The organism is Kitasatospora sp. NPDC059408 (genome assembly GCF_042751525.1).
Taxonomy (GTDB): domain Bacteria; phylum Actinomycetota; class Actinomycetes; order Streptomycetales; family Streptomycetaceae; genus Kitasatospora.
Genome location: NZ_JBHYWI010000050.1, coordinates 15,414 through 40,530, shown reverse-complemented (window position 1 = coordinate 40,530; position 25,117 = coordinate 15,414). Strand labels below are relative to the sequence as shown.

Here is a 25,117-nt window from a genome sequence, read left to right as displayed (position 1 = left end):
GCGCAGGGCCGCTCGAGGAGTGCTTCACCGCAATCCGTTCGTCGAGCCGGAGGCAGTGGCCGGCTTGTCTGGCTTCGGTTGTCCGGCCGTTGAGAGCGTCGCCGATAGCTATCGGCCGGAGGAGCTGGCGCAGAGCGCGTCGGCGGGTTGCCGGAACGCAGTCGCCAGGATCGCAGCGGGCTCCGGTTGGGAGTCGGCGGTGAACGTCCTTAGGCAGCAGGGGCAAGAATCGAGGGCCATCTGGGGGTCGACCCGGAATGGCCCGACCGTCACCATGCGGGCCTCGATGCTCTGCCGTTCCAGCTTGGCAGCGAGGTTGTGCATGGCCCTGCTCAGCTGAAGTCGGTACGTACCGCACATCAGCTGGTCCTTCTGTCGTGCTCTCCGCTCTCGCTCCCAGGCGACCTCGGCGGGATCGTAGGAGGTCTGGCAGTACGCGTTGACCAGGCTGGTGAGCGCCGCCAGCTCGACCCCGAACATGTCGGAGCTGTAGCAGCCTTGCTCGAACGCGACCCTGACTTCCGCCGCAGTCGGCCTGCGGTAGTCGGAAGCGGTGGCCGATCGACCGACGTACGGGAAGGCCGTGATGAGCTGCTCCCACAGCCAATGCTGCTCCTGGTTGGCAACAAGCCGTACGCCGTACGAGTTGTAAGAGTAGCTGTCCGGCCATTCGACTTCCTCGACGAGGTGGAGGTTGGCTACGGCACGCCGGATGTTTCCGAGCTCGCTTCGAGGTCGCCTCAGGGCGATAGCGAGGGCGTTCCATCGGAGGAGCACCGGGTAGGGCTCTGGACCCTGGGCCTTCCTCAGCGCGTCCAGGATCATTTGCTGGAGAGGGCCGATTCTGCGCGTCATGCCACCGGATCCTGGCGACCTGCCGGACGTCAGGACAGCTTCCACACCGGACCATCGCTCGAAGGAGTGGGCGACAGGCGTCTAGGTTGCCTCCGACGTGAACGCCACGGTCATGCTGGCCGCCGCCTCGCCTTCCCTGGGGTCCTCTGGCATCTTTACGGCGTAAAGACCGCCCGCTCCCCTGTCGGGACGGCGCCGGGGGATAGTCTCCTTTCCGAGTTGCACCACCACCTCCGGAGATCCCGTGTCACAACCCCCTGGTCTGCAGAACAACCTTTCCCTCGCCGAGCGCCGCCGCCTGCGGCTGCAACAGCAGCAGGAACAGCAGGGCGCGGGCGTGAAGGTGACGGCGCTGCTGAGCGAGTTGGTGGCGAATCCGGCGAATCCGCGGGCGGAGCTGCCGCGTCTGGAGGAACTGGCGGACAGCATCCGGCAGGGCGGTATCGCCCAGGCGCTGACGCTCGTCCCGGCGCCGGTGTACGCGGCGGCATATCCGGAGCACGCCGACGCGGTCGCGGCGGTGCCCTACGTCGTCGTCAACGGAAACCGGCGGCTGGCTGCCGCGGCGATGGTGTCGCTGGCCGAGGTGCCGATCCACATCAACACCAACGCGACGACCCGTACGGAGATCCTGGTCCTCGCGCTGACGGAGAACATCCAGCGCGAGGACCTGTCGCCGCTGGAGGAACTCGAAACGATCGAGGAGCTCAAGGGGCTCCTCGGCACCTACTCCGCCGTGGCGGCGGCGCTGGGCAAGAGCGAGGGATGGGTCTCGCAGCGGCGGCGTCTGGCCAACCTCGCTCCCGATGTCCTCGACGCCTTCAAGGCCGGCGGCATGACGATCGAGCAGGCCCGGGAGCTCGGCAAGACCAAAGACCACGCGGCCCAGCGGGAGGCGTGGGCCGGCCTTCAGGAGAAGGCGGCCGACAAGCCCGCGAAGAAGAGCGTGCCCCGCAAGACTTCGAAGGCCAAGGTCCCCCACCAGGCCCCGGTCGGCGCCGACAAGGACCCGGCCTCCAGCGCACGCCGCGCGGCGTGCCAGGCCGTCCTGACCGGGACCCCGACCGACGACACCGCCGTGGTCCTCTCCGCTCTCAGGAACCCGGCCGACCACGACGCGACCGAGCAACTCGCCGGACAGTGGCTCGCCGCCGTGAACGGCGACGCCGAGTCCGAGTCCTACGTCGCCTCGGTGGCCACCACCCATCCCCGGCAGGCTGTCCTGGCGCTCGCCCTCGCCGGATGCGAGCTGCGCATGGGCGCCGCCGCGACCCCTGCTGACCGGCCCTACATTGGCTGGCTGGTCGAGCACGCCGCCTACGAGGCAACGGACTCGGAGCTGCGCCTGCTGACCGACGACCCCGCCTTTACGGCGTAAAGATCTGGAGACGTGATGACCATCCCCGACACCTTCCTCCAGATCCCGCCGAACACCGGCCGCGTGACGCGCGTAATCGTGGCCGTCAACGAGTCCGGCGGATCGGTGAAGACCACCACGGTCAGCGCCCTCGCCGCAGTCGCGGCCGAGGAAGGACTGCTGGTCCTGGTCATTGAGGCAGACAGTCAGCGCGACCTGGCCCACATCCTGGGCTACGACGACCCGGACTCGGATGAGAACATCGCCACCCTCTGGGACGTGGTCGACGGCCTCGCCACCCTGGACGAGGCTGCCATCCCCGCCCGCCGAGGCGAGGGCGGCCCGATCATCCCGGGACTCTGGCTCGTGCCTGGATCCCGCAGGCTCAAGGAGCTGGACGACAAGCTCGCGGGAGCGATGCTCCGCGAGATGTGGTTCAGCCGCCTGCTGCCCGCCGTCATGGGCCGCTTCGACGTGATCCTCATCGACTGCCCCGGTGACCTCAAGCTCACCACCAAGGGTGCCCTGCTGGCCGACAAGGACCGCGTCGAGGTCATGGCCTGCGTGAAGTCCCAGGAGAAGGAGGCCCGCGCCCTCACGGAGCTCGAGTCCACGCTCGCCGAGATGAACAAGGCCTTCGGCCCGCTCGGCATCTCCCTCGGGATCGACTGGATCGTGATAGGAGAGTCGGTCTCCCACGAGAGCCAGGGCAAGGTCTACAGCGACTCGGAGAATCAGCTGCGCGAGGCCTACGGCGAGCTCGTGCTGCACCCCTCGGTCCGGCGCAGCACGAAGGTCGCCGAGGCCTACTCCGCGCAGACCGCCCTCCCGCTGTACGCGCCGGCCAGCGCGCCAGCCATCGAGTACCGGGGCATCGCCGCGGGCATGGGCCTCACCAAGGAGACCTTTACGGCGTAAAGACCCCCGAAACGCGAGAGGGCCCGTTCCCGGCGACTCACGCCAGGAACGGGCCCTTTCGGGTAGTGCTGTCAGACGGCGGCCGGGGTCAGGCCGATCACGCGGGTGACGGTGGCGAGGGTAGTGGTCCAGTCACCGTTGAAGTGGATGGCCTTGTCGCACACGTACGCAGCTGCGCCGAGCTTGAGGTTGGTTACGAGGATGGTGCCGCGCTCGGTCCAGTAGGCCCGGTCCAGGTCGTCGTTGACCCGGGTCACCAGGCCGCTGTGTCGGGTGACCCATCCGGCGACGGCTTCGTGGAATCGGCGGTGTCGGGCGGTGTAGACAAAGACGGCGCGGTGCTGGGCGAGCAGGCGCAGCGCTTCGATGGCGCCGGGGATCGGCTCGCCGTACACCTGGCCGCCCATCCATCCTCGCTCATCGACCGCCATCAGGGTCTCGTCGAAGTCCACCCCAACAGCTTGGCTACTCGGGCTGTCGGGGCGGGGAGCGATGACGGGTCGGTACATGTGGTCCTCCATCGAGGTGGTGGGCCTACAGGAGAGGGAGCTGGTTCTCGTCCGGCTGCTCGGGGGCGCCGTGGGCGCGAGCCTGAGCGCGGGCGTGGTCGTGGGCTTCGTCGCGGTGCTCGCACACCAGCCGCCCGTCGGACAGCTGGCTCCACTCACAGCTGCCGACCGCGTCGTCTGCGGCGTCCTCGGGGCTGGGGTGGTGGGGGATGAACTCGTGCTCAAGCACGTCACCGCAGATGCCGCATTTGGCGGTCCAGCACAACGACGGGACGGCCACTCCGACGCCCGACCCCGCCACGCCCCGGCGCCGCCAGGCGTAGCCGTGCTCGAGGACGACGGCGTAGCTGACGGGCTGGTACGGGGAGCCGTCGTCCAGGTCGGTGGACAGGGCGTTGTGCTCGGCGGCGGCCATCAGGGCGGTGGCGAGGTCGGGCATCGGCAGGAGGGTGTTGGGGCCGGTGAGCCACAGCTCCCAGGGCCGGTCCGGGGTGCCGGGGCGCAGCCGCTCGTCGGGGTTGGTGGTGTAGAGGCCGCGGCGGGGGATCGGCGTGATCGTCATGGTGCGGGCTCCTTCGACGGGTCGGCCCGGCCAGCTGCGGTGCGGGGGCCGGGCCGGGTGCTGGCGGATTGTCAGGCATGGCTGGCGGTGGGGCGGTGCAGGAGGAGGTGGAGGGCGGCGGTGACGTTGCGGGCCGGTTCTCGGTGGAGGCCGGCCCGCTGCCGAGGTGCTGTCGAACTACAGGAGGCCGGCCGCGTGGGCCTCGGCCTCCTGGTCGCGGTAGTCGTCCTCGTCGTCCTCGTCGACCTGGTCCTCGTCGGCGGCCGCGGCGGGGCAGAGCTCGGCGACGGCGAGTTCCTCGCCGAGGGCGGCCCACGGGTCGTCGTCCTGGTCCTCGTCGTCGGCGGGCTGCGCCGCGTCGGCCGTGGGGCTGTCCAGGAGCGCGACCAGCTCGCTGATGCTGCCCACCCGGATCTGCTGCTCGCCGTCACGCACGAGCAGGTAGGTGCGGGTGCTGTAGCCGTGCTGGTCGGCGGGAGAGGGGACACACAGCAGGTGCGCGCCGCCGGGCAGCTCGCACGTCGCGGTGCCGTCCTGCACGCCGACCCAGTTGGCGGCCTCGGTCAGGCTGCCGCCGCTGCGGTCGAGGCCGTGGGCTCCGGTGGCCGCGCGGTGTGCGGCGTCGGCGGCGACCTCCTCGGCAAGCTGCTCCCGCGAGGGCGCCAGGGCGGGCGCCGCGGCGGCGGGGGCGGGGGCGGGGACATAGCCGTAGGTGGGGACGCCGAGGCGGTGGCGCAGCGGGCGGCGGAGCTGGGTGGTGGCCTGGTCGGCGAGGCAGGCGGCGAGGCCGGCGGCGGCCACGGCGAGGGTGAAGCGGGTCTCGGCCGGACGGGCGGCGAGGGTGCGGTAGGTGGTGAGGCCGGCGGCGGCCGCCGCAGCGGCGATGGCGACGTTGTCGGCGGTGTCGAGGGCGTTGCTCAGCAGGCGGGCGCGGGTCGTCTGCTCGGTCATCAGGTGCCTCCAGGGGAGTTGGGGTGGGCCGGGCGGCCGCGTCGCTCACCACGGCGCCCGGCCACCCAGGCCTGGCTGGCCGGTGGGCGGGGCGCGGTGGTGGGCAGCGTCAGTGCCCGGTGCGGTGGTAGCGGATCTCGGCAAAGCCCTCGCCGAGCAGGGCGGCGGCCGCAGCAGAGGTCTGGGCGTGCTGCTCGCACAAAACCTTCTCCGGCACCCGCTCGTGGTCGGGCCGCCGCGCATTGCGGGCGAGGCACAGGTCGAGCGGAACGCGCAGCAGGACGGCGACGGGGCGGCGGCCGTGCTGGCGGGCGAGGTCGACCAGCTGCAGCCGGTGGTGCGGCAGGCCGGACACGGCGTCGATGTAGGTCGTCACGCCGCGCCGCAGGCGGGCGGTCAGGATCTGGTGCTGGAGCAGGAGCGCGTCGGCGGTGGCTCTCTGGTCGCCCGGCTCGGACACGGCGGCGCGCAGTTGGTCGAGGGAGACGATCTGGTGGGCCGGGACGTCTTGCAAGAGGGTGGTCTTGCCGCTGGCCGCGGCGCCGATCAGCACGACCAGGTCGCCGGGCTGGACCGGTTCGAGGGCGCGGGAGCGGGCGGTGGCGAGGGTCGTGGTCGTCATGGCGGGGGCCTCCGAGGTGGTGTGGTGGGTGGTCAGAGCCAGGCGCCGGTGGGGTCGTCGGGCAGCGGGTTGTCGGCGGGGCCGGGCTGGCTGGGCGTGCGGGTGGAGGCGAGGGCGAGTGCGGCGGCGACGGTGTCGCTGAGGGTGTCGCGCACGGGGGCGCCGTGGCGGTGTGCGACCCAGATCAGGTAGCGGTTGCGCTCGGGGGCGGCGCAGTCGGGCGGGCAGCCGAGGACCACGCGGCCGGTGCCGATGTCGAGGCCGAACTCGACGTTGGTGGTGAAGCCGGGCATGTGCTCGAGGTCGCGGGGGATCCAGAAGAGGATCGCGTCGGCACTGGCCCGGGCGGCGGTCTCCCAGTCGACCTGGTCGTCGTAGTGCTCGGCGCGGCGACCGCCCCGGGACTCGGGGGAGAGCACGGTCAGCGGGCCGGGGCCGGTCCATTGGGCGCCCAGCTCGGCGTAGGCGGCCGGCCTCCAGGAGTCGACGGGGCCGCCGAGCCTGGGGGTGGGGCCGGCGAGGAACACGGACGGGCCGTGGGTGGGCAGGGGCTCGCGGGCCATGACGAGGTGGAGGTTCACGCGGTGGCTCCGTTCCGGGCGGCGTGCTGCGGGGTCCAGGGCAGGGGCAGGCCGTCCCCGTCGGTGCGGGGGACGACGTGCAGGTGCAGGTGGAAGACCGTCTGCGTGGCCGCGGCGCCCCGGCTCGTGAGGACGTTGGCGGCGGGCAGCTCGGCGGCGAGCTCGGCGGCGCGCGCCATGGTGGCCGCGGAGACGAGCGGGTCGGTGCCGACGTCCGCCACGTGCTGGCGGGGGATCACCAGCAGGTGCCCGTCGGCGACACCGCCGCTGCGCGGGCGGATCGCGATGGCGTCGCTCCACTCCCGGACGACGTCGGCGGGCGCCTCTCCCCTGACGATGGCACAGAAGGCGCAGTTCGAGACCGACACGGTGATCGGTTCCCTTCTCGGTGTGGGTCCGGCCGGACGGCCGCGCCGCGCACCACAGCGCTGCGACCGCCCGGCCTGGGTGGCCGGGGGCGGAGCGTCGTGGTGGGCAGCGTGAGCGTCCGGCGCGGGTCAGCGGGCCAGGAGCAGGGCGGCTGCGGATTCCCAGCCGTGGTGCCAGGCCTGGTCGAGCTCGAAGGACCCGCACACCGGGGCCAGGCGCTCGTAGAAGGCGCCCTTGCCGGTGGCGTTGGCCAGGCGGGCCAAGGGCTGTCGCCTGTCCGCGATGTAGTGGGTCGCGAAGGACAGGGCCAGCGCGGCGGTGACGCGGCCGGGCCTCAAGCGCAGGCCCAGCAGGCGCGAGCCGATCAGGAGGGCGCCGGCCTGCGTGGCCGAGTAGGTCAGGCAGTGGTGGGCGCAGGCGAGCTGGCCCTCGCGGGTTCCGTGCACGGTCTCGGTGCCGGTCTCCTCGTCGCGGTCGACGACGGGGTTGGTGTCGGTGGCGCCCTTGATCCGGGCGCAGGTGTCCGTCTGGACCCACATGTCACCGATCGCTCCGGCGGCCCGCAGGAGGGCGTAGGAGGTGGCGAAGCGGGCGGCGCGGTCGGTGGCGGTCACGGATTCCTCCGGGTGGTTGTGGTGTGGGTGTGGGCTGGGCGCCCGCCGTCTGGGCAGGCGTGCGGGTGCCACGGGCGGGCTGCAGAGGGGTCCGCGTTCGGGCGCGGTGGGGTGACCGGCCGTCGGGTGCGCGGCCGGTGGTGCCGGAAGGGGGTGGTGCGCGTCCGGGTCGTGAGCCCGCGCCGGCCGGGTGCCGGGGACGCGCTGGCGGGTCAGCTGGTGGGCTTGGGCATCGAGCGGCACTCGTTGGCGTGGGCGTTGGCGTCCAGGTGGGCGTCCTGGCGCTCGTTCGGCAGGTACGGGTCGCCGTAGACGCCGACGCTGCCGGTGGTGCCGCAGCCGTTGCACTTCCAGGTGAAGCCGTCGACCTCGTGGTAGGTGTCGCCGACGTAGGGGCGGCCCTTCGGGAGGAACCTGGTGCGGAAGCGGACGCTCGTCAGGTCGATCTGGGCGCCGCCGACGGTGAGGTAGCGGGCGAGGACGTTCTCGGGCCAGGCGGCGGTCCACACGGTGCTGGTGGTGGTGCTGCTCATCGGGTTTCCCTCTCCGAGCTGCTCCGGGACGCGGTGTCCCGGATGGTGCGCGCCTGGGTCGTGAACCCTCGCCGGCCGGTGCCGGGACGCGCTGGCGGCCGGTCAGCCGCCGGAGCTGTAGCGCTTGGTCTGCTTGAGGACGTGGTCGCGGGTGAAGCCGGTCTCGGCGGCGGCGTCGGCCTGGAGGACCTGGCCGGTGCGGATCAGCTCCGCGATGGCGGCCCACATCTCGGCGTCCGCGTCGGTCTTGGCCTTCTCGGCATCGGCGTGGATCTTGTCGCGCCTCTTCTTGAGCGCGGCGATGTGGGCGCGGCCTTCGGTACGGGTGGTCTGGTCAGGACGGGGCATGACGGGCTCCTGGCGTGCGGGCGGCTGCTGGTCTGCATTCACGGAGAATGCAGACTCGCAGTCTGCCCTGTGTGCGGCCGGAGCGGGCCTGGCGGAGGTCACTCGATGGTCCAGCCGCCGCTGCGCCAGGCGCGCTCGGCGTCGTTGGCCAGGATCCGGGCCAGGCGGGTCCAGCCGGGGAGGGCGAACCAGCGCATCCGGTCCGCGGCCCAGCGCAGCGCGAACATGATCTGCTGGGCTTGGTCCGCGGTGAGGACGAGTTCACCGCGGTGGTCGCCGTCCAGGGCGGTGAGGAACGTGCGGATGGTGGCGTTGTCGCCGATGCGGGCCCACCGCAGCCTGCGGGCGAGGCGCTGGGTGGTGAGGCAGCTGCGGTGTCCGGTGTTCTCGCCCCAGTAGATGCCCATGGCAGTTCCTTCCCGGTTGGGCGGGAGGGGTTCCCGCTCAACCAAGTATGCAGACTCAGACTATGCATGTCCAGAGTATGCATTTCTCGGAGTTGGGGCCGGTCGGCTCGCGCACCACCGGGCCCCGCCCGCCGGCCTGTCCGGCACCAGGGGCAGGGCGCGGTGGTGGGCAGGGTCAGCGCCCGGACTCGTGGCACTCGCACTTCGGGGCGGGCTCCCAGCCGTCAAAGGTGCGCCGGCGGATGGACCCGGCACCGGGGATGCCGCTGCCGCCGCAGGTGGTGCAGGAGGCGTCGGCCCCGGGGTCAAGGGCCCATTCGATCCCGCAGGAGCGACAGCGGGCACAGTCCGCGAAGTCGTCGCTGTTCCAGGCCGGCTCGCCGTACTCCTCGGCACCGGGCGTCTGGCAGCGCGGGCAGGTGATCGTGTACTGCCGGGTGCGAATGGCGTGGCCGAGGGGGTCGGCGATCACACCGAGCAGCACCTGGTGGTTGACGGCCTCGTACTCGGCGACCCGGTGGGCCAGGGCCAGCGCCTCCTCGCGGGTGTGCTTGTAGGCGGCGGCGCGGCCGATGTCCCGGACGGGCCGCCAGCCGCCGTCCTCGCCCTCGAGCCAGGCCCGCAGGCCGACCAGGGCGCCGTCGGTCACCGCCCAGCCGTCGCCGGTCTCGTCGCGGCGCACGACGACCTCGCCGTACCCGCCGACCGGGCCCTGGGGGATCGGCACACGGAACTCCACGGCGCGCGCCAGCTGCTCCTCCGAGGACAGGGTGCTGTTCATCCTTCTCCTTCGTTCGTGCGTGGGGTTCGTGTCTCTGGTCAGCCGGCGGTGGTCGGGCGGCCGGGGCGGCCGGGCCGGTTCAGGGGCGAGAGCGCCTGCGGCTTCCGGGACCAGCGGACGTAGTCGACGCTGCTCGCGGCGTAGGTGTTGGTCAGGAGGCTGCCGGAGTGGTCGAGGCAGTCGTGCAGGCGGTCCAGGCGGTCCCAGGCCCGCCGCAGCTGGTCGATCAGCCAGGTCCGGTCCTCGCCGGTGAGCGCCTGGCCAGCGGCGACAGCGTCCAGGCGGCCGACGTCCTGGATGCCCGCCGCGAGGAACGCGTCGACCCGTGCGGCTTCCTCGGCGGTGAACTCCTCGCCGATCCGCCGGGCCTCGTCGGCGTGCGGGTCGTCGGCGTAGGCGGCGGAGCTGCGCCGGTCGAGCGCGATGCGGGCCAGCTCCCAGTCGGTGGCCTCGGGCAGGGCGCTTTCCGGGCGGTAGCTGCGGTCGGGTCGGGCGAACGGTTCGTAGGCGGTGGCGGCCGGGGTGGACGGGGTGGTGTCGGTGGTCACGGGGTCCTCCTGTCGGGGTGCCGGCCGGGCGGCCGCGCCGCGCACCACCGCGCCCGCCGTCCCGGCCTGGGTGGCAGGGGCGGCGGCCGCAGTGGTGGGCAGCGTCAGTGCCCGGACGTGGATCAGCGGTGCTGGAGCTCGGCGGTGGTCGTGTCGGGGACGGGCAGCGTGCGGGCGGTGGCGGTGGCGACGCAGAGCCGGAGGTCCTCGGCGGCCCGGGCGGCGGCCACCAGGTCCTCGTAGAGCCGGTGCTGGTCGGGGTCGTGGAGGTCGAGGTGCGTCTCGGAGGCCGACACGAGGTTGCAGAGGTAGACGACGGTGTCGGCCGTCTCGCGGTGCAGGGCGGCCAGGCCAGGCTGGAACTCCAGCGGGGAGGTCAGCCTCTCCAGGGCCTTGCGCAGGTCGGCAGGCTGGCCCGCCCGGGCGGTGTCGAGGTCGGCTTCCAGCACAGCGGCCAGGGCGTCCTGGTCGACGTACACGGCGCCGTAGCCGAGGCGGCGGAGCAGGCGGGCGGGCAGAAGGCGGAGCAGACGGCCGTTCACGGGTCCTCCAAAGGGGGGCGGGTGCTGGACGGTTCGGTGCCGGCCGGGTGGCCGCGCCACACACCACCGCGCCCGCCGTCCCGGCCTGGGTGGCAGGGGCGGCGGCGGCAGTGGTGGGCAGCGTCAGTGCCCGGACGGGGGAAGGGCGGGCCGGTGCACCGGGGCACCGGCCCGTCCGGAGTGGTCAGCGCTGGTCGAAGGGCGAGCCCGGCGCCGGGACAGCCGGGCGGGGCCGGGCTGTCTTGGGCTCCGGGGTCTGAATGGTGATCTGCGGCTGCACGTCGGTGCGGTTGATCACCATCGGGCGCAGGCTGAACGAGATGCCGCGCAGGGCGAACAGCGAGATGACCGCGATGGCTGTGGCGGTCAGGCCGACGGCGACCGGGCGCCCAGCCTCGGGAGCGGCGGACCAGACCATGGCGAGGGTGGCGCAGGACCAGGCCGTCCAGCCGAGACGTGCGACGGCGCCCTGGGTGATGAAGGCGAGCAGCGCGGCGACCAGGCCCACCGTCTTCCACGCGCCGTACGCGGTGGCAGGGGTGAGCGGGTAGGCCTGGTGGGCGATGAGGTAGGCGTGGATGGGTCCGGTGACGGCGACGCGCAGGCCGTCGCCGCCGGCGGGCAGGTCCTGGGGCAGGTGCACGGCGCCGATCACGGCGCCAGCCGCGTTGAACAGGATGCCGCCGACGGTGCCCAGCACCAGGGCGGCGAGGGCGATCGCGGTCAGGTAGGCCAGGGCGCGCACCCACGGTTCGGCGCCGGAGAAGTCGTCCAGAGCGCCGGCGAGTTCGCGGCGGCGCCGGTCGAGCCAGCCGCCGGGGGCGGTCAGGGCGCGGGCCCGGCGCCGGGCCGACTCGCGGACGCTGACGTTCGGCTGCTCCTGGGGGGCGGTGGGCTCGGTGTGCTGGTTCACGGGGTGCTGCTCCTGTTCGGGTCGGTGTGCCGGGGGTTGGTGCCGGGGCCCGCCCCGTCGGTGCGGGGCGGGCGGGGTGAGGCGGGATCAGCCGTTGAGGCGGATCGGCATCAGCAGGTGCTGGTAGTCGGTGTCGGCGAGTTCGCCGGAGTGCCCGGTGAGCAGGGCGGGCTTGGTGGCCGAGGTGGCGTGGAGGCGGGCCTCGGGCGCGGTGAGGGCCTTGAGGGCGTCGGCGAGGTAGCCGGGGTTGAACGCGATCGTGCCGCCGTCGAGGTGGCCGGTGGTGTTGCAGGGGATGCGGTCGACGGCGTGGGCGTCGTCGCCGTGCCCGGCCTCCAGGCACAGCTGCCTGCCGTCGTCGGTGACGGTCAGGCGGACCGGGGTCTTGTCGGAGGCGACCAGGGCGACGCGCTTGAGCGCTGCCAGCGCCTCGTCGGTGGGGACGGTGACGGTCAGCTCGGCGTCGGCGGGGGTGGGGAACACGCCGCGGTGGCGCGGGAAGTCGCCGTCGAGGAGCCGGGTGCCGATGCTGCTGCCGGCGGTGGTGAGGGTGAGCTGGCCGTCCGACCAGCCGACGGCGACCGGGTGCTCGCCGGTCATCGCGCGGGTGGCCTCGGCGAGGAACTTCGCCGGGATCAGGACGGCGCCGTCGTCGGCCTTGTCCTTCTTCTTGCCGGTCTTGGGCGTCACGGCCGGGAGGGTGCCGGTGGGCTGGACGGTCAGCTCACGTACGGCGAAGCGGTAGCGGTCGGTGGCGGCCAGGGTGATCCGGTCGTCCTCGAGGAGCAGCTGCACGGCGGTCAGCACCGGCAGGCTCTCCTCGGTGCTCGCGGCGACGGCGACCTGGGCGACGGCGTCGGCGAGGGCGTCGGCCTGGACGGTGAGCACGGTGTCCGGTACGCCGGGCAGCTGCGGGTACTCCTCGACCGGCAGGGTCGGCAGGGTGAACTTCGCCGTGCCGGAGGTGACGAGCAGCCGGGAGCCGGACAGCTCGATGTCGACCTCGGCGGCCTTCGGCAGGGTCTTGCAGATCTCGTTGAGGAGGCGGCCGGAGACCAGCGCGGTGCCGTCGTCGGCGATCTCCGCGTCCACGCGGGTGGTCGCCGCGGTCTCGTAGTCGAACGCGGCCAGGTGCAGGCCGTGCTCGTCGGTGCGCAGCAGGATGCCGGCGAGGACCGGGACGGGGGCGCGGGTGGGCAGGGCGCGGGCGGCGAAGGCGACGGCCTCGGCGAGCACGTTGGCGAAGACGCGGAGCTTCAAGGTGTCCTCCAAGGACGGTGGGTCAGGCGGCGGTGGTGAGGGCGGCGAGTTGGTCGCGCTCGTCGTCGGACAGTTCCGAGCACGGGAGGCAGGAGCCGAGGGTTTTGAGCGGGAGGCAGGCGTCGTAGCGGACGAGGCACAGCGGGCACGTCTGGCGGGCGGCCATCGCCCGGTCGAGGGCGGCGGCCCGGCCCGGGGTCATCGGCCGCACGGGCTTGGCGGCGTCGATTCGGTACAGGTAGCCGTGGCGGCGGCCGCGGCGGCACACCACCTGGGCGGTGGGCTCCTGGGCGGCCGGGCGCAGGCCCATGGCGCGCAGCTGGCGGCGGGTGGCCAGGCCCTCGGGGCCGAACTTCCAGGGGTAGGTGGGCAGGCCGCCGTGGTGGCGGCCTTCGGGGTCGAGGTCGATCGCGCGCACGCTGTTGCTCTCCGTTCCGGTGTGGTCGGGTGGTGCGGGCCGGTCGGCCGGTGACGGCCCCGGACACGGGCCCGCCCACCCGGCCGGCGTTCGGCGGGGTGGGCGGGTGTGGCCGGGGGCGAGGCCGGGCGGCCGGATCAGAGGCGCTCGGCTGCGAGGGCGGGCGGCACGACGAGTTCGTCGGGCCAGGTGCACCAGTCCTGCTCGGGCTCCGGGTGGGGGACCGGCGGTTCGGCGCAGGCGGGCAGGTAGACGCTGGGCAGTTCCTCGTCGGGCCAGGCCGGGGCGGGGCGGCGGGCCAGGCGTGGGAGAAGGCGGGCGAAGCGCATGGGCGTGTCCTTGGTGGTCTGCGGTCAGCCGTTGTTGTTGGTGATGGAGCCGCGCCACCCGGCGCTCTGGCGGCCGATGTTGGTCTGGTGGGTGCGGTGGACCAGGGCGAGCACGGTGCCGGTCGCGCTGGCGCCGTCGCCGCTGGCGCTCGTGCCCGCGCCGGACGCGGAGCCGGAGGCGACCGAGCGGAGCTTGCCGAGCAGGCCGGAGACGCCGAGCACCACGGCCGCGACGAGCACGGCCGCCCACTTGAGGAGGTCCCCGAGGGCGTCTGCGTGCGGGGCGACCTCGGCGACGGCGGCGCCCAGCATCCACACCGCCCCGCCGGCCGCCAGGGAGGCGATGGAGCCGTACAGGACGTACTGGCGCACCGCGAGCGACAGGCCGGGGTCGACGGCCGGTGCGGCCGCAGGGACGGGGGCCTGGGCGTCGACGGCGCGGCGGTGGTCGGCCAGGCGGGCGGCCATGGCGTCCAGGTGGGCGCTCACGTCGAAGACGGGCACGGCGACGGCCTGGCCGTCGACGAGCGCGGGCACGCAGGTGGCGTCCCCGTAATCCGGGCCCAGCGGCACGGCGACGAGCTGCCCGTCCATGTTCGTCGGCACGTAGCCGCGCTCCAGGAGGATGACCTGCGAGTCGTTGTTCGGGATGTCGGTGCCGGGCACGGGGGTCTCCTTCGGGGAAGCGGGGTGGGTGGGGGCGCCGCGGCGCCTTCTGGGGCCGCCGGGCCCGGCCGGTGACGGCGGGTCCGGCGGCCCCCGGAGAGGCCGGGAGCGGGCGGGTTACTGCTCGGGGGTCCAGGTGCGGAACAGCCGGGCGGGGGCGAGAGGGTGCGTCGCGTGGGTGCCCAGGCCCGGGGTGAGCCGGGCGGTGAGGGCGACCTGGTGGGCGTGGGCCAGGGCGGTGGTGATCAGCGGGGTCGCGGCCGGGAAGAGCCCCCAGCTCTCCACCCGCAGGCTGATCCCGGCCAGGCGGCCGGTGAGGGCGATCTCCTCGGCCAGGCGCACCGTCTCCTCGCAGGTGGACAGGTGGGGCCAGTCGCCGAGGGTGATGGTGATCAGCGGGCGCTCGGGGCTGGGGGAGTAGGCCGCGCGGTCGCCGGGGTCGCCCAGGCGGCCGTGCAGCAGACCGACGGCCTCGCGCAGCAGGGTGACGGTGTCGGCCTTGGTGGTGGCGGTGCGGGCGGCCAGGCCCGGGCGGGCGCCGTAGGGGTCGGCGACCCACGGCTCGGTGAGCGGGCAGGCGTGCTCGGCGGCGACCAGGTGGTCGATCAGCGTGCTGGACCCGGATCCGGTACGGGCGCTGATGTGCAGGTGCACGGCGCCGTTGGTGTTCCACAGCGGCACCCGGGCCACGGTGCCGTCGGCGTAGCGGCCGATGGCGGCGGTGCCGGTGGCGGTGTCGATGAGCTGGTCGGCCGGCGGGCGGGGCGCCGGGTCGGCGAGCTGGGCGGTCTCCTCGTGCTGGCGGGTCAGTTCGGTGTAGCGGGCGAGAGCGGCGGCGGAGGTCATGGCGTGGTGTCCCTTCGGTAGACGGGTCGTGCCCGCCGCCCTGTGGCGGGCGGCGGGCACGGTCGGGGTGGCGAGGATGGTCAGTTGGGGAGGCGGGTGGTGCGGCCGAGCGCGAGGATCTCGCGGATCAGGCGGGCGGCCTCGGGGGACTGCTTGCCGCTGCGCGGCTGGCCGATCAGGTACGCGGCCTCGTCGGCGACGAAGACGATCTGGCGGGGCGGGCCGGGCTGCAGCTCGGGGCGCCGGGGCGCGGCGGGCAGGGCCCTGAGGAGCCGCAGCTCCACCAGTGCCCGGTGGGCGGCGAGCGTGGTGGCGGCGTCCTCGAGGGTGCCGGCCGGGCGGAGCCGTACGCGCGGGTCGAGGGAGGCCTCGGCGAGGAACAGGTCGACGGCACTGACCTGGCCGGTGCCGAGCTGGGAGTGGGCGGGGCGGGTGTTCACGGCGGGGTCCTTCCGGTCGGTGGTGCTGGCGGGCGCGGTTGGTGGGTGGTCAGACGCGGATGCTGCCGATGAGGTGGACCAGGCCGGTGAGGAGCTGGTTGATGGTCGGGCCCAGGCCGGTGCTGGCGAGGGTGAAGCCGAACAGGATGAGGGTCAGGCCGGAGAGGACGCGGACGGCTCCGCTGCGGTAGAGGAAGACGGTGGCGATGCCGAAGACGAAGGCGAGGGAAGCGGAGACGACCACGGGGGCTCCAGGGCAGGACGGGGCCGGGGCAGCCGCGTCGGGCTGCCCCGGGCTGGGGTGGCGGGGTGTCAGCTGGGAAGGGTGTAGCGGCCGCCGCCGAGGGCGATGACCCGCTTGACCTTGCCGAGGGCGGTGAGGTTGTTGCGCAGGACCGGGGCGCCGACGGGCTTGCCGCCGTCGGCGTTGACGACGTCCAGGAGCTCGTCGAAATCGAGCGCCACCTCGCCGTCCTCGTCTTCGCCGGCGTCCTCCAGGACGCGGACGATGCGGGCGGCGACGGTGGCCTTGCCGGAGCCGGCGCTCTTCTGCTCGGCGGCGGCCTGCTCGGCCAGGCGCTCCGTCTCCACCTTCGCCGCCTCGACCAGCTCGACGGGGCCGTCGCCGTCGCGGGTCAGGTACACGGCGCCGGCGGCCTCGTGCGAGGTGGCCTCGAGGTGGGCGGGCTCGCCCGGCCCGTACAGGTCGAGGATGAGCGGGTCCAGGCCCTCGACCTCGTGCATGGAGCCGACCGGGAAGAACCGCATCATCGCGGTCGGCCGGTCGCTCCCGAGGAGGTAGGCCATGCCGCCGGTGTTGCCGCCGGGCTTGGGCTTGACCATGCCGCGGGCGGAGGCGAACCGGGAGCGCAGCAGCGGCGGGCCGGAGCGCTTGGGGATGGGGACGATGTGCGTGCCCGGGGGCAGCAGGCCGTCGGAGACGAGCGACTGCATCATCGAGCTGGACCAGCGCAGCAGGATGGTCTCGCCTTCCTTGAGCATGCCGCGCAGGGTGTCGGAGCCGCCGAGCTCGTCCACGTGCGAGGCCTGCGCCGCGATGGAGATGCCGACGCCGACCGAGCGGCCGGTGCGGCCGAGCTCCTTGATCAGAGCGGCGACCTTGTCCCGGTACGGCGCGCCCTTCTCCAGCGCCCGGTTCGCCTCGTCGATCCGCACGCTCAACAGCGGGTCCGGCCGGTTGATGATGAACGAGCTGCGGCCCATCGCGGCGTAGCGGCGCATCCGCTCCTCGGCGACGCGCACCGCCGCCTGGAGCATCGCGAGCAGGCCCTCCTGGGTGGTGACCCGCCAGTCGACCTGACCGGCGGCCTCCGGCACCGACTGCCCGCCCTTGAGGTCGGCGAGCCAGGACACGATCCCGGAGCGCTTCTCGGCGGCCAGGATCAGCTGCAGCGCGCGGGACTTGCCGGCGCCGGTGGTGCCGAACAGGGCGCCGCGCTGCGCCCCGGAGCCGGGGACGTAGAGGCGGATCTGGGCGGGCTGGCCGTCGTGGTAGCGGCCAACCGTCAGCCAGCCCTGCGCGTCGATCACCAGGTCTTCGCCGCGGACCGGCTCCAGCTTCTCCAGCGGCGGGTCGCGGTAGATGGTGACCAGGGCGCGGGTGAGGCCGTCCGTCTCGACCGCCATGCAGGAGGTGTCGAGGATCTCCAGGGAGGAGGCCAGGGCCCGCAGGTCGTAGGTGAGGAGCTTGCCGGGAGGGACCTGGACCTCCAGCTCCATGACGTCAACGTCCAGGCCGAGCGGCGCCGGGGCCATGGTGGTGGTCATTCGGGGCGCAGCACCTCTTCCATCTCGCCGGTCTTGGTGTTGCCTCGCCGGATCGCGATCAGCTGGGAGTGGGGCATGGCGCCGGGGGCGATCTCCTTCTCCCAGCGGGTGAACGGGTCCATCTCCTGCTGAGCGACGTCGGCGCCGGTGCGCTCGGTGACGACCAGCTGGCGGCGGCCGGCGCCGTGGCCCTTCACCGGCGAGATGGAGATGAACTCCTCGGGGATGTTGGCGATCGCCGAGATCGCGGCGATCGGGATGTCCGGCACCGGGCGGCCGCCTTCGGCGACGATCTGCGCCCGCCACTCGGTGCGGCCCTCGACCACCGCGTGCTCGAGGAAGGTGCCAGCTGCCGGGGACCGCTCCATCTGCGCCCACTGCGCCCAGGAGCACACCAGGTGCTCCGCCGGCGTGGTGGGCACCAGGGCTTGCGGCCGGTAGTCCGGGGTGGCCGAAACGGCGGCGCTGGGGCGGACCAGTTCACGGGCCAGGTGGGAGGGGCGCTGCCACCAGGTGACGCCCGCCCAGACGGCGACGGCCAGGCCCTCGCCCCAGTGCACGCCCGGGATGATCCGGAAGGTGACCATCTCGCCGAGCAGGATCGCGGACGGCGTCGCGTACAGGGCGCTGAGCACGCCGGGGGTGCTGCGCCGCCAGGGCTGGATGGAGAAGGCGGCGGACAGGACGGTGGTGCCGAGGACGACCGGGGTCGCGACGGGCAGCACGTGCGGGGTGAAGATGCTGGCGGTCAGGGCTGCGGCCCCGGCCGCGGTGGCGGCGCGGCCCGCGAGGTGGCGGGCCCGGTCGAGCTTCGGCACGGCGGGTTCTCCTCTCAGTGGGTGAGGCGGGCGTAGAGCTCGCCGAGCAGCCACAGGGCGCCAGCGGTGACGACGAGGGCGGCCAGCAGGCGGGCGGGCAGGGTCTGCGGCTTGGTGGTGTCGCGGTTCTCGGGGGCCACGGGGGCGGTCCTTCCGGGGCGGGTGCGGCGCTGCCCGGCACCGCGGGGTGCGGTGCCGGGCAGCGGCAGCGGGGTGGGTGCGGGTCAGCGGTTGGCGTAGAACTCGCGGTCCGCCGGTTCGACGGGCATGTTCTGGAACGCCTCGGCGACGTCGCCGTAGTCGGCCTGGTGCGCGGCGGAGGCCTCGTCGAACAGGCTCGACATCTCGCGGCACTCGTTCGCCATGGTGGTGGCGTTGGCGAGCGCGCCGCGCATGATGGTCGCGGCCTGGTGGTGCTCGGCGACGGTGTCGGCGTCGACGTTCATCCCGGCGGCCATCTCGGCGAGCTGGTCGACGGACGCGGCACAGTCGCCGACGTACTCGAACGTGGAGTTGGCGAGGTCGGCCATGTGGCGCAGGGCCAGGCCCGCCTTGGCGAGACGGGCGATCAGGATGCCGTAGCGGACGCCGTCGGCGATGACCTCGACGGCGGCACCGACGGCCTGGCGGGCGGCGGGCAGGAGATCGGACACGGGGGCTACTCCTTGTGGTAGTCGGTCTCGGCCGGGGCGGCGTAGCCGTGGTCGCGGTTGACGTCGGCGGGCCGCTGGTGCTTGGCGGCCGCGTTGTCGGCGGCGGTCTTGATGGCCTCGGACGCGGCCGGGAGGGCGGCGGCCAGGGCCTCGGCCTCGCTCTTGACCCGGCCGGCCTTCTCCAGCAGCCGGTCGCAGTAGCCGAGCAGGCGGCCGGGGATCTTCAGCTTCAGCACCTGGGCCTTGAGGCTCTCCAGGTGGTGCTCCAGGTCCTCGCACGCGTCGGCGGCGTCCTTCGCCTCGTCGACGCGGTCGAGGATCTCCTCGGCGGCGGCCTCGTCGGCCTCCACCAGGTCGTAGATGTTCAGTTCGGAGTCAGCCGACGGCGCGTACACCTCGACGGATGCGGTCATGTGGTTCCTCACGGCGGTGGTCGTGCCGCCCCCGGCGGCCAGGGCGGGCCTGGGCGCCGACGCGGTGACGGCGGGGCCGGTCGGCGCTGGCGCCGGGGGCGGCTTGCGGATCTGCTCGACGGTGAGCGTGGGCGGCTCGTGGCGCATCCCGGGCGGCGGGGCCGCCCGGCCCCGGTCGGCCGACGGCCCCGTCCCGGTCCGCGTGCCCGTGGACCGGGGGCCCGTCGTGGAGCCGCTGGCGGAGGTGCGGGCGTTGGTGCGCTCCCAGCGGGCCCGCGTCCCGGCCTTCGCCGACGTGGTGCCCGTCGAGGACGGGCCGCCTGCGGCCGGACCGGAGGCCGGGCGCTTCGCCCCGCGCTTCGGCCGCTTGGCCCAGGCGGCCCGGGCCTTCGCCGCGGCCCGCTTCGCGTACGCCCCTGGGCCTTTGCCCGAGCCGGTGGTCTTGGTCTTCTTCGCCTTCGCGGTGGTGGCCTTGGTTGTCGAGGCTCCGGGCGCCTTGCCCTTGGTGGGCGGCTTCACGCCGGCCTTGGTGGAGCTGGCCGTCGCCATCTTCGGCGTGCCGGATCCGGTGGTCGGCGAAGGCTTCTTCTTCTCCTTCTTCTTAGGCTTGCGCTTCTTCGGGGCGCGCCAGACGGGCCGGTGATTCTCGCGACGCTTGTCGAGGCGCCGCTCGGCCTCCTCGCTGATCGCCTCGCCCAGCGTGGTGCGGCGGCCCCGGTCCGATGCCGAGCCCGACCCGCTGCCGGTGCCGCCCTTCTTGCCTCCGCTGGTGGACCCGCCCCCGACTGAGCCGGAGCCGGCGCCCTTCTTCGCCCCACCGGAGGATCCGCCCGAGCCGGTGCCCGACGAACCGCCGGAGCCGGCGCCCTTCTTCGTGCCGGTGGATCCGCCCGAGCCGGTGCCCGACGAACCGCCGGAGCCGGCGCCCTTCTTCGCCCCGCCGGAGGATCCGCCCGAGCCGGTGCCCGACGAACCGCCGGAGCCGGCGCCCTTCTTCGCCCCGCCGGAGGATCCGCCCGAGCCGGTGCTGTCCTTCCCGCCGGCACCGGACTTGCCGTCACTGTCCTTGCGGTCCTTGTCCTTCCTGCGCTTCGGACGCTCCGGTGTGGCGCCGGAGGCCTCGTCGCGCTGGCGGTCCGCCAGGCCGCGGCCCCTGCCGGGCGGGCGACCGGCCCGCGCCGCCAGGCCGGCGTCCGGCCTCGGCCGGTCCGGGCCTCCCGTCTTGCCGCCCGTGCCGCGCTGCTGCGCGCCGGGCCGGTCGCCGCCCTTGCCCGGTGCGGTCGGGCCGGAGCGGAACGTGGCGGGCACCTGGGCGCCGCCGCGGCCGGTCTGTCCGCCGCTGCCACCGCCGGAACGGCCGCCGCCGGACCCTCCTGCTGCGCCCTGGCGCTGGCGGGCCTGCTGGCCCCACTCAGGGCCGGACTGGACCCGGCCGCCGCCCGCCGCTGTGGAGGACTTGGCCGCCTTGGCGTCCTTCGCCTTCTCCGCGGCCTCCTTCACCTGGTCGGCGCGGGCCCTGATCCAGGACGCGACGCCGACCGTGCCGCGGGCCGCCGCGAGGGCGACGGCGGCGAAGGTGACCATCGACAGCGCGACCGCGTCGCGGACCGGCGCCGGGCCGCCCGGGCCCGGTGCGGGGGAGCCGGAGGGGGCGGCGACAACCGTCTCCCCGCCCCCGGCGGTGCTCTCCGGGAGGGTCGTCGGAAGGACGGCCGGGGCCGCCGCACGGCGGTGGCGGACCCGGGGGAAGGAGGGCGGCGACGCCTCGGCGGCGGGTGCCGGAAGCGCCGGGGAAGGTGCCGGCGCGGGGGTGTTCGGGGTCGGCCCGATGGGCGGGCGCAGACCGATCCGGGGGTGCAGGGTGACCACGTTTCCGTCGTCTGTGCGGCACAACACGCCCCCCTCACTTTGTTCACAGACAGCCTGTGTTCTGGGCGCCTCGCGCGCGCCAACCGCGCCCGCGCCTTGGGGCCCCGTGATGAGCTCGCGGAGCCGGTGATGATGATGATTTCGGGCCCTTGGCCCGGTCACCCTCCGTGCTGGTTGCACCAGGCGTCGAGGTACTGCGCGAGCGCGTACCACTTGGTCGGATCGCCGTTCTTCTCGGCGAATTTGGCGATCGCGCGGGCCCGGTCGAGCACCACTGCGGCGAGCTCATGGTCGCTCGTCGCGGCGTCCTGGCGGTCCTTGTAGAACTTCGTCAGGTTCGCCAGGCGGCGCTCCACCGCCTGGCGCGCCGCCTTGTCGAGCGCCGTGCCGCTCACTGGCCGGTGCCCGTCTTGAACATGTCGAAGACCGGCAGATGACCGACCTGCGCGGGCGTGGCCGTCGGCTGCCCGGCCTGGTCGCCATCGGCCTGCCCGGCCGTGTGGGCCGCCATCTGGCGCACCAGGTCGTTGACGTTGCCCGCGGTGCGGGCCACCTGCGCGCCCTGGCTGGCCTTCTCCAGCGCCTTGGCCTCGGCCTTCGCCTCGCGGCGCTTGGGCAGCTCGACGTAGATGTCCTGGTGGGTGGCGCGCAGCTTGGCGGCCAGGGTGATGATGGCCTGCGCGTGGCCCGCCATCTGGTGGAGGATCCGGGCGGTCTTCCAGGCGTGGTAGTTGGCCTGGAGGCCGTTGTCGCCGGCGGGCGGGTTGTGCTTGAGGTCGCCCTGGAGGTCGTTGGCCAGGTCGCGGAAGTCCCCGCGGTGGTCGCGGAAGATCTGGCGGATCTGGTCGGTGTACATCGCCATGCCGCCGGGGGCGAGCAGCTGGTCGGACTTCCACCCGAAGTCGTTGTTGTAGTCGTCGTCGTGGGCCACGGTGGCCGTCCTTTCACGCGCTGGTGGGGAAGGTTGTCGACCCGGGCTCCGGCCGGATGCACGGGTCTTGGGATGGTGCTCGGTGCCGTCGGCACCTTCGGCAGCCACCAGGGCGCGCCCTGGTGGCCACCGGAGAGGCCGGGTGCTCGTCAGCTCGCCTTGGCGAGGTCGCGGTAGGCGGCCACGCGCCGCGACGCGGTGGACTTGGAGACGCCGAGCTCGTCGGCGATGGGCTGCAACGGCAGCTTCTCCGGCGGGCCCTGGTGCTGTTGCACGTGCCGGGTGATGACCTCGATGTCGGTCTCGGTCAGGACCCGTGCAACGCTCACCGTCGTTGCACCGGCGGGCGTCGACGCGGCGGCGGACGTTGCAGCCGACCCGCGCGTTGCAGCCGTTGCAGCGCCCGCGTTGCGACCCGTTTCACCGGCCGCGAGCGCCAGCCGCGTTGCAGCGCCACCCGTTGCACGACTTGCGCCACCTGCGGTTTCACCCAGGGCGGCGGGCCGTGCAACGGGCGCGGGCGGGGCAGCCGGCACCGGCACCGGGGCGGGCTGAACCGGGGCCGTTGCAGCACCCGTTTCAGTCCCGTCGGGCTCCGTTGCAGACGGCTCGTCCGCCGGGGCGGTGTCGTCGTCGTGCGTTGCAGGGGCGTGCGGGATGAGCGCGTGGACGCGCCACACGACGATCGGTGCGATGCATGCAACGCCGACGATCAACTGCCACTTCGCGTGCCACGTGCCGTCCGCGCCGCGCGCGACGCCGACGAGGTGGGCGTCGGCCATGTGGTAGACCGCGTTCGCGATGATCATCGTCATCAGCGCGATGAACACCTCGCCCTTCTTGTGGGCGCGGATCGCGGACATCGCCCACACATCGATCGCCACCGGCAGCAGCCAGCCGATCGCGGCCGGGATGCCGACCAACATCGCCAGCGCGTACTCGCCGCTGGCGGTCAGGCCGACGCCGGCGCCCAGCGCCAGCCACGGCGCCTTCGTCCACGCCCAGCCGGTCAGCTGGGTGGCGCGGCGCCGGGCCTTCGAGGCCCAGCCACGCTTGCGCGCCGCCTGCTTGGCCGTGATCCGCCGCTCCTCGGCGACCAGCACCTTCACCCTGGCCTCGGCCTCGACCACCTGCCCGGCCGCCCCGCCGATGAGCTGCTCGGCCTCGATGCGGGCCTGGTTGACGATCCGCTGCGCCTCGGCCTCGGCCTTGCCGCGCATCGCCTTGGCCTGGCGTTCCAGGTCAGCGGCCCGGCTCTCGGCCCCGGTGCGCAGGGAGTCGGCGTGCTGCTGGCCGCGCTCGCGAAGGCTGGCGGCCTGGCGGGCGGCCTCCTCCCGGATCGACTCGGCCTCCGCCTCGGCCTGCTCGCGCAGCCGCTCGGCCTCCGCCTGGGCCGTCTCGCGGATCTCGTCCGCGTCCGCCCGGGCCATCTCCTCCAGCCGCACGCGCAGGTCCTCGGCCTGGCGGCGCAGCTCCTCGGCCTGGGCCTCGGTGGCCTCCGCGAGCTGGCGGGCCTTGGCGGCGGCGGTGTCGCGGATGCGCTGAGCATCGGCGGCCGCGTCCGCGCGGGCCTGGTCGGCGGCGGCCAGCGCGTCGCGGCAGGCCTGGTCGGCCAGCGCCCGACGGCCCGCCAAGTCGCGCTCGGCCTCGGCCTGGTAGTCGTCGACCCGGCTCCGGGTGCGCTCCAGGGCCTCGGTGGCGTCGGCGAGCTGCTCGCGGGCGGTGGTGAGGTCGGAGGCCGACTTCCGGCGGATCTGCCGGGCCTCGGTCTCGGCGGCCTCCACCAGCTGCCCGGCCGTCTCGGTCGCGTCCGCGAGGATCTGCTCCGCTCGGCGCCCCGCTTCGGCCTCGGCCTCGGCGGTGAGCACCGCAGCCGCCTGCCGGGCCTGCTCCGTCGCGTCGGCGAGCAGCTGCTCGGCCTCGCCGCCGGCGGTGGCACGGACCTGGTCGGCTGCGGTCTCGGCGTCGGCGAGCAGCTCGACGGCGCGCGCCTTCGCGTCGGCAAGCAGCTGCTCGGCCTCGGCGCCGGCGGCGGACCGGGTCTCCTGGCACAGCGCCTGGGCGTCCTGCTCGGCACCGGCCAGCAGGTCGGTGGCCTGCTGGCGGGCTCCGCTCAGGATCTGCTCCGCCTGCTCGTCGGCGGCCCGGGTCAGGGCGGCGGCGTCGACAGTGGCCTGCTCGGCCAGACCCAGGAGGTCGGCGGCGCGGTCGCGGGCGTCGGCCAGCTCGGCGCGGGCCTGGTCGAGCGCCGCGTCGGTCACGGCCTGGTCGACGACGACGGGCGCCGGGGTCGCGGCGGGCTGCTCGGCCGCGACCGGGGCGATGGTCTTCTTGGCGGGGGTCTTCGCCGCAGTCGGGCGGCGCGCCGGGGTGCGTCGGGTCGCCACGAGGGCTCCTCCTCTATATAGGTGCGCGCGGGGGCGGGCACCGCCGAACACCGCCGCGCCCCGCCGGCGGTGGTCCGGGGCGGGGCGCGACGGCGGGGGTCGGGCTACTGCTGCTGTCCGCCGGCCTTCTTGGCCTTCGCCTTCGCGTACATCTCGCGGGCCCGGCGGAGCAGCTCGTCCATCTGCTTGCTGGTCCAGGCCTGGTCCTCGGGGCTGCTCACTGGCCACCGCTGGGGGTGGGGGAGGGCGGGGCCGGGGGCGCGGGCGGGGTGGGGGTACCGCCGGCGTAGGAACGGCAGACGGCGACGTGGGTGATGGTCACTGGGTGCCTCCCTGGCTGGCGGCCTGCTGCTGGCGGATCTGCTCGGCCTGCTGGCGGGCCCGCTCGGCGGCCTCCTGGGCCTGGCGGATCTCCTCCATCCGGCGGGCGAACTCGGCGTCGCCCAGGTGCTGACTGCTCATCGCGTCACCCGGCCAGGGGGAGGGTGCGGAGGTCGGCGACGGCGTTGGAGACGGTGGCCGGGAGCGGCCGGGCGGTCGGGATCGCGGTGACCGGCGCGGTGTCGGCGAGGTCGTCCAGGTCGATGACGACCTCGCGGATCGCGCGGGAGGCGGCGGCCGCGCGGGCGCGGACCTTGCGGGCCTTGTCGCGCAGCAGGACGAGCAGGCCGTCCAGGCCGCAGGCGCCGGAGGGGTAGAGGCCGGCGGCGACGTCGTCCCAGACGGCGTCGGCGAGGTCCTCGTCGAGGTCGGTCGCGGCCGGGTTGATCTCGGCGAGCTGCTCGGCGGCGGCCACGAGCAGCGCGGTGGAGTACCGGCCGTACAGCTCGTCGAAGTCGGTGGTGCCGGCGGTCTCCGCGGTGTCGACGGAGAGTGCCATCATGGTTTC

The 25,117-nt window shown here is 74.1% G+C and carries 34 protein-coding genes; 2 read left to right on the top strand and 32 right to left on the bottom strand.

The window, feature by feature from the left end; all coding sequences use genetic code 11:
• Positions 1 to 108: 108 nt before the first annotated feature.
• The gene (locus tag ACFXDE_RS28740; protein ID WP_380497578.1) at positions 109 to 855 is read right to left on the bottom strand and encodes a hypothetical protein; all 747 of its coding nucleotides are present in this window, start codon (positions 853 to 855) and stop codon (positions 109 to 111) included.
• A 244-nt stretch (positions 856 to 1,099) separates the two neighbouring features.
• On the opposite strand from ACFXDE_RS28740, the gene ACFXDE_RS28735 reads away from it, so the two are divergent.
• Both ACFXDE_RS28735 and ACFXDE_RS28730 read left to right on the top strand, forming a co-directional pair.
• Positions 1,100 to 2,233, top strand: coding sequence for a ParB/RepB/Spo0J family partition protein (locus tag ACFXDE_RS28735; RefSeq protein WP_380497577.1), 1,134 nt, complete (start codon positions 1,100 to 1,102; stop codon positions 2,231 to 2,233).
• 15 nt (positions 2,234 to 2,248) lie between these two features.
• Positions 2,249 to 3,130, top strand: coding sequence for a ParA family protein (locus tag ACFXDE_RS28730; RefSeq protein ID WP_380497576.1), 882 nt, complete (start codon positions 2,249 to 2,251; stop codon positions 3,128 to 3,130).
• Positions 3,131 to 3,201: 71 nt separating this feature from the next.
• Here the strand turns inward: ACFXDE_RS28730 and ACFXDE_RS28725 are convergent, their stop codons facing one another.
• From ACFXDE_RS28725 to ACFXDE_RS28575, 31 genes are all read right to left on the bottom strand, one after another.
• Positions 3,202 to 3,582, bottom strand: a complete 381-nt coding sequence (locus ACFXDE_RS28725) for a hypothetical protein (protein ID WP_380497574.1) — start codon at positions 3,580 to 3,582, stop codon at positions 3,202 to 3,204.
• Between the two features lie 82 nt (positions 3,583 to 3,664).
• Positions 3,665 to 4,201: a hypothetical protein gene (locus tag ACFXDE_RS28720; protein WP_380497573.1), complete on the bottom strand. Its 537-nt coding sequence runs from the start codon at positions 4,199 to 4,201 to the stop codon at positions 3,665 to 3,667.
• 177 nt (positions 4,202 to 4,378) lie between these two features.
• Positions 4,379 to 5,152, bottom strand: coding sequence for a hypothetical protein (locus ACFXDE_RS28715; protein ID WP_380497572.1), 774 nt, complete (start codon positions 5,150 to 5,152; stop codon positions 4,379 to 4,381).
• A 109-nt stretch (positions 5,153 to 5,261) separates the two neighbouring features.
• Entirely contained in the window at positions 5,262 to 5,774 is a 513-nt protein-coding gene (locus ACFXDE_RS28710; protein ID WP_380497571.1) for an AAA family ATPase, read from the bottom strand.
• A gap of 32 nt (positions 5,775 to 5,806) precedes the next feature.
• Positions 5,807 to 6,355: a nucleoside 2-deoxyribosyltransferase domain-containing protein gene (locus ACFXDE_RS28705; protein WP_380497570.1), complete on the bottom strand. Its 549-nt coding sequence runs from the start codon at positions 6,353 to 6,355 to the stop codon at positions 5,807 to 5,809.
• Positions 6,352 to 6,723 (bottom strand): HIT family protein, encoded by a 372-nt coding sequence (locus tag ACFXDE_RS28700; RefSeq protein WP_380497569.1) that lies wholly within the window; start codon positions 6,721 to 6,723, stop codon positions 6,352 to 6,354. The genes ACFXDE_RS28705 and ACFXDE_RS28700 overlap by 4 nt, the downstream gene beginning before the upstream one ends.
• Before the next feature lie 129 nt (positions 6,724 to 6,852).
• Positions 6,853 to 7,338, bottom strand: coding sequence for a hypothetical protein (locus tag ACFXDE_RS28695; protein ID WP_380497568.1), 486 nt, complete (start codon positions 7,336 to 7,338; stop codon positions 6,853 to 6,855).
• A 212-nt stretch (positions 7,339 to 7,550) separates the two neighbouring features.
• Complete coding sequence (locus ACFXDE_RS28690; RefSeq protein WP_380497567.1) at positions 7,551 to 7,871, bottom strand: hypothetical protein; 321 nt, start codon at positions 7,869 to 7,871, stop codon at positions 7,551 to 7,553.
• 102 nt (positions 7,872 to 7,973) lie between these two features.
• Complete coding sequence (locus tag ACFXDE_RS28685; protein WP_380497566.1) at positions 7,974 to 8,219, bottom strand: hypothetical protein; 246 nt, start codon at positions 8,217 to 8,219, stop codon at positions 7,974 to 7,976.
• Between the two features lie 98 nt (positions 8,220 to 8,317).
• Positions 8,318 to 8,626 carry a hypothetical protein gene (locus ACFXDE_RS28680; RefSeq protein WP_380497565.1) on the bottom strand — a complete coding sequence of 103 codons (309 nt, stop codon included), beginning with the start codon at positions 8,624 to 8,626 and terminating at the stop codon, positions 8,318 to 8,320.
• A gap of 175 nt (positions 8,627 to 8,801) precedes the next feature.
• Entirely contained in the window at positions 8,802 to 9,407 is a 606-nt protein-coding gene (locus ACFXDE_RS28675; protein ID WP_380497563.1) for a hypothetical protein, read from the bottom strand.
• Between the two features lie 38 nt (positions 9,408 to 9,445).
• Positions 9,446 to 9,955 (bottom strand): hypothetical protein, encoded by a 510-nt coding sequence (locus ACFXDE_RS28670; RefSeq protein ID WP_380497562.1) that lies wholly within the window; start codon positions 9,953 to 9,955, stop codon positions 9,446 to 9,448.
• Between the two features lie 122 nt (positions 9,956 to 10,077).
• Positions 10,078 to 10,497, bottom strand: coding sequence for a hypothetical protein (locus tag ACFXDE_RS28665; RefSeq protein ID WP_380497561.1), 420 nt, complete (start codon positions 10,495 to 10,497; stop codon positions 10,078 to 10,080).
• Between the two features lie 184 nt (positions 10,498 to 10,681).
• Positions 10,682 to 11,410, bottom strand: coding sequence for a hypothetical protein (locus ACFXDE_RS28660; RefSeq protein ID WP_380497560.1), 729 nt, complete (start codon positions 11,408 to 11,410; stop codon positions 10,682 to 10,684).
• An 87-nt stretch (positions 11,411 to 11,497) separates the two neighbouring features.
• The gene (gene dnaN, locus ACFXDE_RS28655) at positions 11,498 to 12,670 is read right to left on the bottom strand and encodes a DNA polymerase III subunit beta (RefSeq protein ID WP_380497559.1); all 1,173 of its coding nucleotides are present in this window, start codon (positions 12,668 to 12,670) and stop codon (positions 11,498 to 11,500) included.
• A 22-nt stretch (positions 12,671 to 12,692) separates the two neighbouring features.
• Positions 12,693 to 13,088, bottom strand: coding sequence for an RRQRL motif-containing zinc-binding protein (locus ACFXDE_RS28650; protein ID WP_380497558.1), 396 nt, complete (start codon positions 13,086 to 13,088; stop codon positions 12,693 to 12,695).
• Between the two features lie 137 nt (positions 13,089 to 13,225).
• Positions 13,226 to 13,417 (bottom strand): hypothetical protein, encoded by a 192-nt coding sequence (locus ACFXDE_RS28645; protein WP_380497557.1) that lies wholly within the window; start codon positions 13,415 to 13,417, stop codon positions 13,226 to 13,228.
• Positions 13,418 to 13,441: 24 nt separating this feature from the next.
• A complete protein-coding gene (locus ACFXDE_RS28640; RefSeq protein ID WP_380497556.1) occupies positions 13,442 to 14,083 on the bottom strand; it encodes a hypothetical protein in 642 nt (213 codons plus the stop codon).
• Positions 14,084 to 14,200: 117 nt separating this feature from the next.
• Positions 14,201 to 14,929: a hypothetical protein gene (locus tag ACFXDE_RS28635; protein ID WP_380497554.1), complete on the bottom strand. Its 729-nt coding sequence runs from the start codon at positions 14,927 to 14,929 to the stop codon at positions 14,201 to 14,203.
• 80 nt (positions 14,930 to 15,009) lie between these two features.
• Entirely contained in the window at positions 15,010 to 15,369 is a 360-nt protein-coding gene (locus ACFXDE_RS28630) for a hypothetical protein (RefSeq protein WP_380497553.1), read from the bottom strand.
• A gap of 49 nt (positions 15,370 to 15,418) precedes the next feature.
• Positions 15,419 to 15,613 (bottom strand): hypothetical protein, encoded by a 195-nt coding sequence (locus tag ACFXDE_RS28625; protein WP_380497552.1) that lies wholly within the window; start codon positions 15,611 to 15,613, stop codon positions 15,419 to 15,421.
• A 68-nt stretch (positions 15,614 to 15,681) separates the two neighbouring features.
• On the bottom strand, positions 15,682 to 17,157 hold the full coding sequence (locus ACFXDE_RS28620; RefSeq protein WP_380497551.1) for a transfer protein: 1,476 nt from the start codon (positions 17,155 to 17,157) through the stop codon (positions 15,682 to 15,684).
• A complete protein-coding gene (locus ACFXDE_RS28615) occupies positions 17,154 to 17,975 on the bottom strand; it encodes a hypothetical protein (RefSeq protein ID WP_380497550.1) in 822 nt (273 codons plus the stop codon). Before ACFXDE_RS28615 ends, ACFXDE_RS28620 begins: the two co-directional genes overlap by 4 nt.
• Before the next feature lie 14 nt (positions 17,976 to 17,989).
• Positions 17,990 to 18,115, bottom strand: a complete 126-nt coding sequence (locus ACFXDE_RS28610) for a hypothetical protein (protein WP_380497549.1) — start codon at positions 18,113 to 18,115, stop codon at positions 17,990 to 17,992.
• A gap of 84 nt (positions 18,116 to 18,199) precedes the next feature.
• On the bottom strand, positions 18,200 to 18,628 hold the full coding sequence (locus ACFXDE_RS28605; protein WP_380497548.1) for a hypothetical protein: 429 nt from the start codon (positions 18,626 to 18,628) through the stop codon (positions 18,200 to 18,202).
• A 5-nt stretch (positions 18,629 to 18,633) separates the two neighbouring features.
• A complete protein-coding gene (locus tag ACFXDE_RS28600) occupies positions 18,634 to 20,934 on the bottom strand; it encodes a hypothetical protein (protein ID WP_380497547.1) in 2,301 nt (766 codons plus the stop codon).
• 134 nt (positions 20,935 to 21,068) lie between these two features.
• Entirely contained in the window at positions 21,069 to 21,305 is a 237-nt protein-coding gene (locus ACFXDE_RS28595) for a hypothetical protein (protein ID WP_380497546.1), read from the bottom strand.
• Entirely contained in the window at positions 21,302 to 21,841 is a 540-nt protein-coding gene (locus ACFXDE_RS28590; RefSeq protein WP_380497545.1) for a hypothetical protein, read from the bottom strand. The genes ACFXDE_RS28595 and ACFXDE_RS28590 overlap by 4 nt, the downstream gene beginning before the upstream one ends.
• 149 nt (positions 21,842 to 21,990) lie before the next feature.
• Positions 21,991 to 24,228 (bottom strand): hypothetical protein, encoded by a 2,238-nt coding sequence (locus tag ACFXDE_RS28585; RefSeq protein WP_380497544.1) that lies wholly within the window; start codon positions 24,226 to 24,228, stop codon positions 21,991 to 21,993.
• Positions 24,229 to 24,546: 318 nt separating this feature from the next.
• On the bottom strand, positions 24,547 to 24,690 hold the full coding sequence (locus ACFXDE_RS28580) for a hypothetical protein (RefSeq protein ID WP_380497543.1): 144 nt from the start codon (positions 24,688 to 24,690) through the stop codon (positions 24,547 to 24,549).
• A gap of 4 nt (positions 24,691 to 24,694) precedes the next feature.
• Positions 24,695 to 25,111: a hypothetical protein gene (locus ACFXDE_RS28575; protein WP_380497542.1), complete on the bottom strand. Its 417-nt coding sequence runs from the start codon at positions 25,109 to 25,111 to the stop codon at positions 24,695 to 24,697.
• Positions 25,112 to 25,117: the final 6 nt, after the last annotated feature.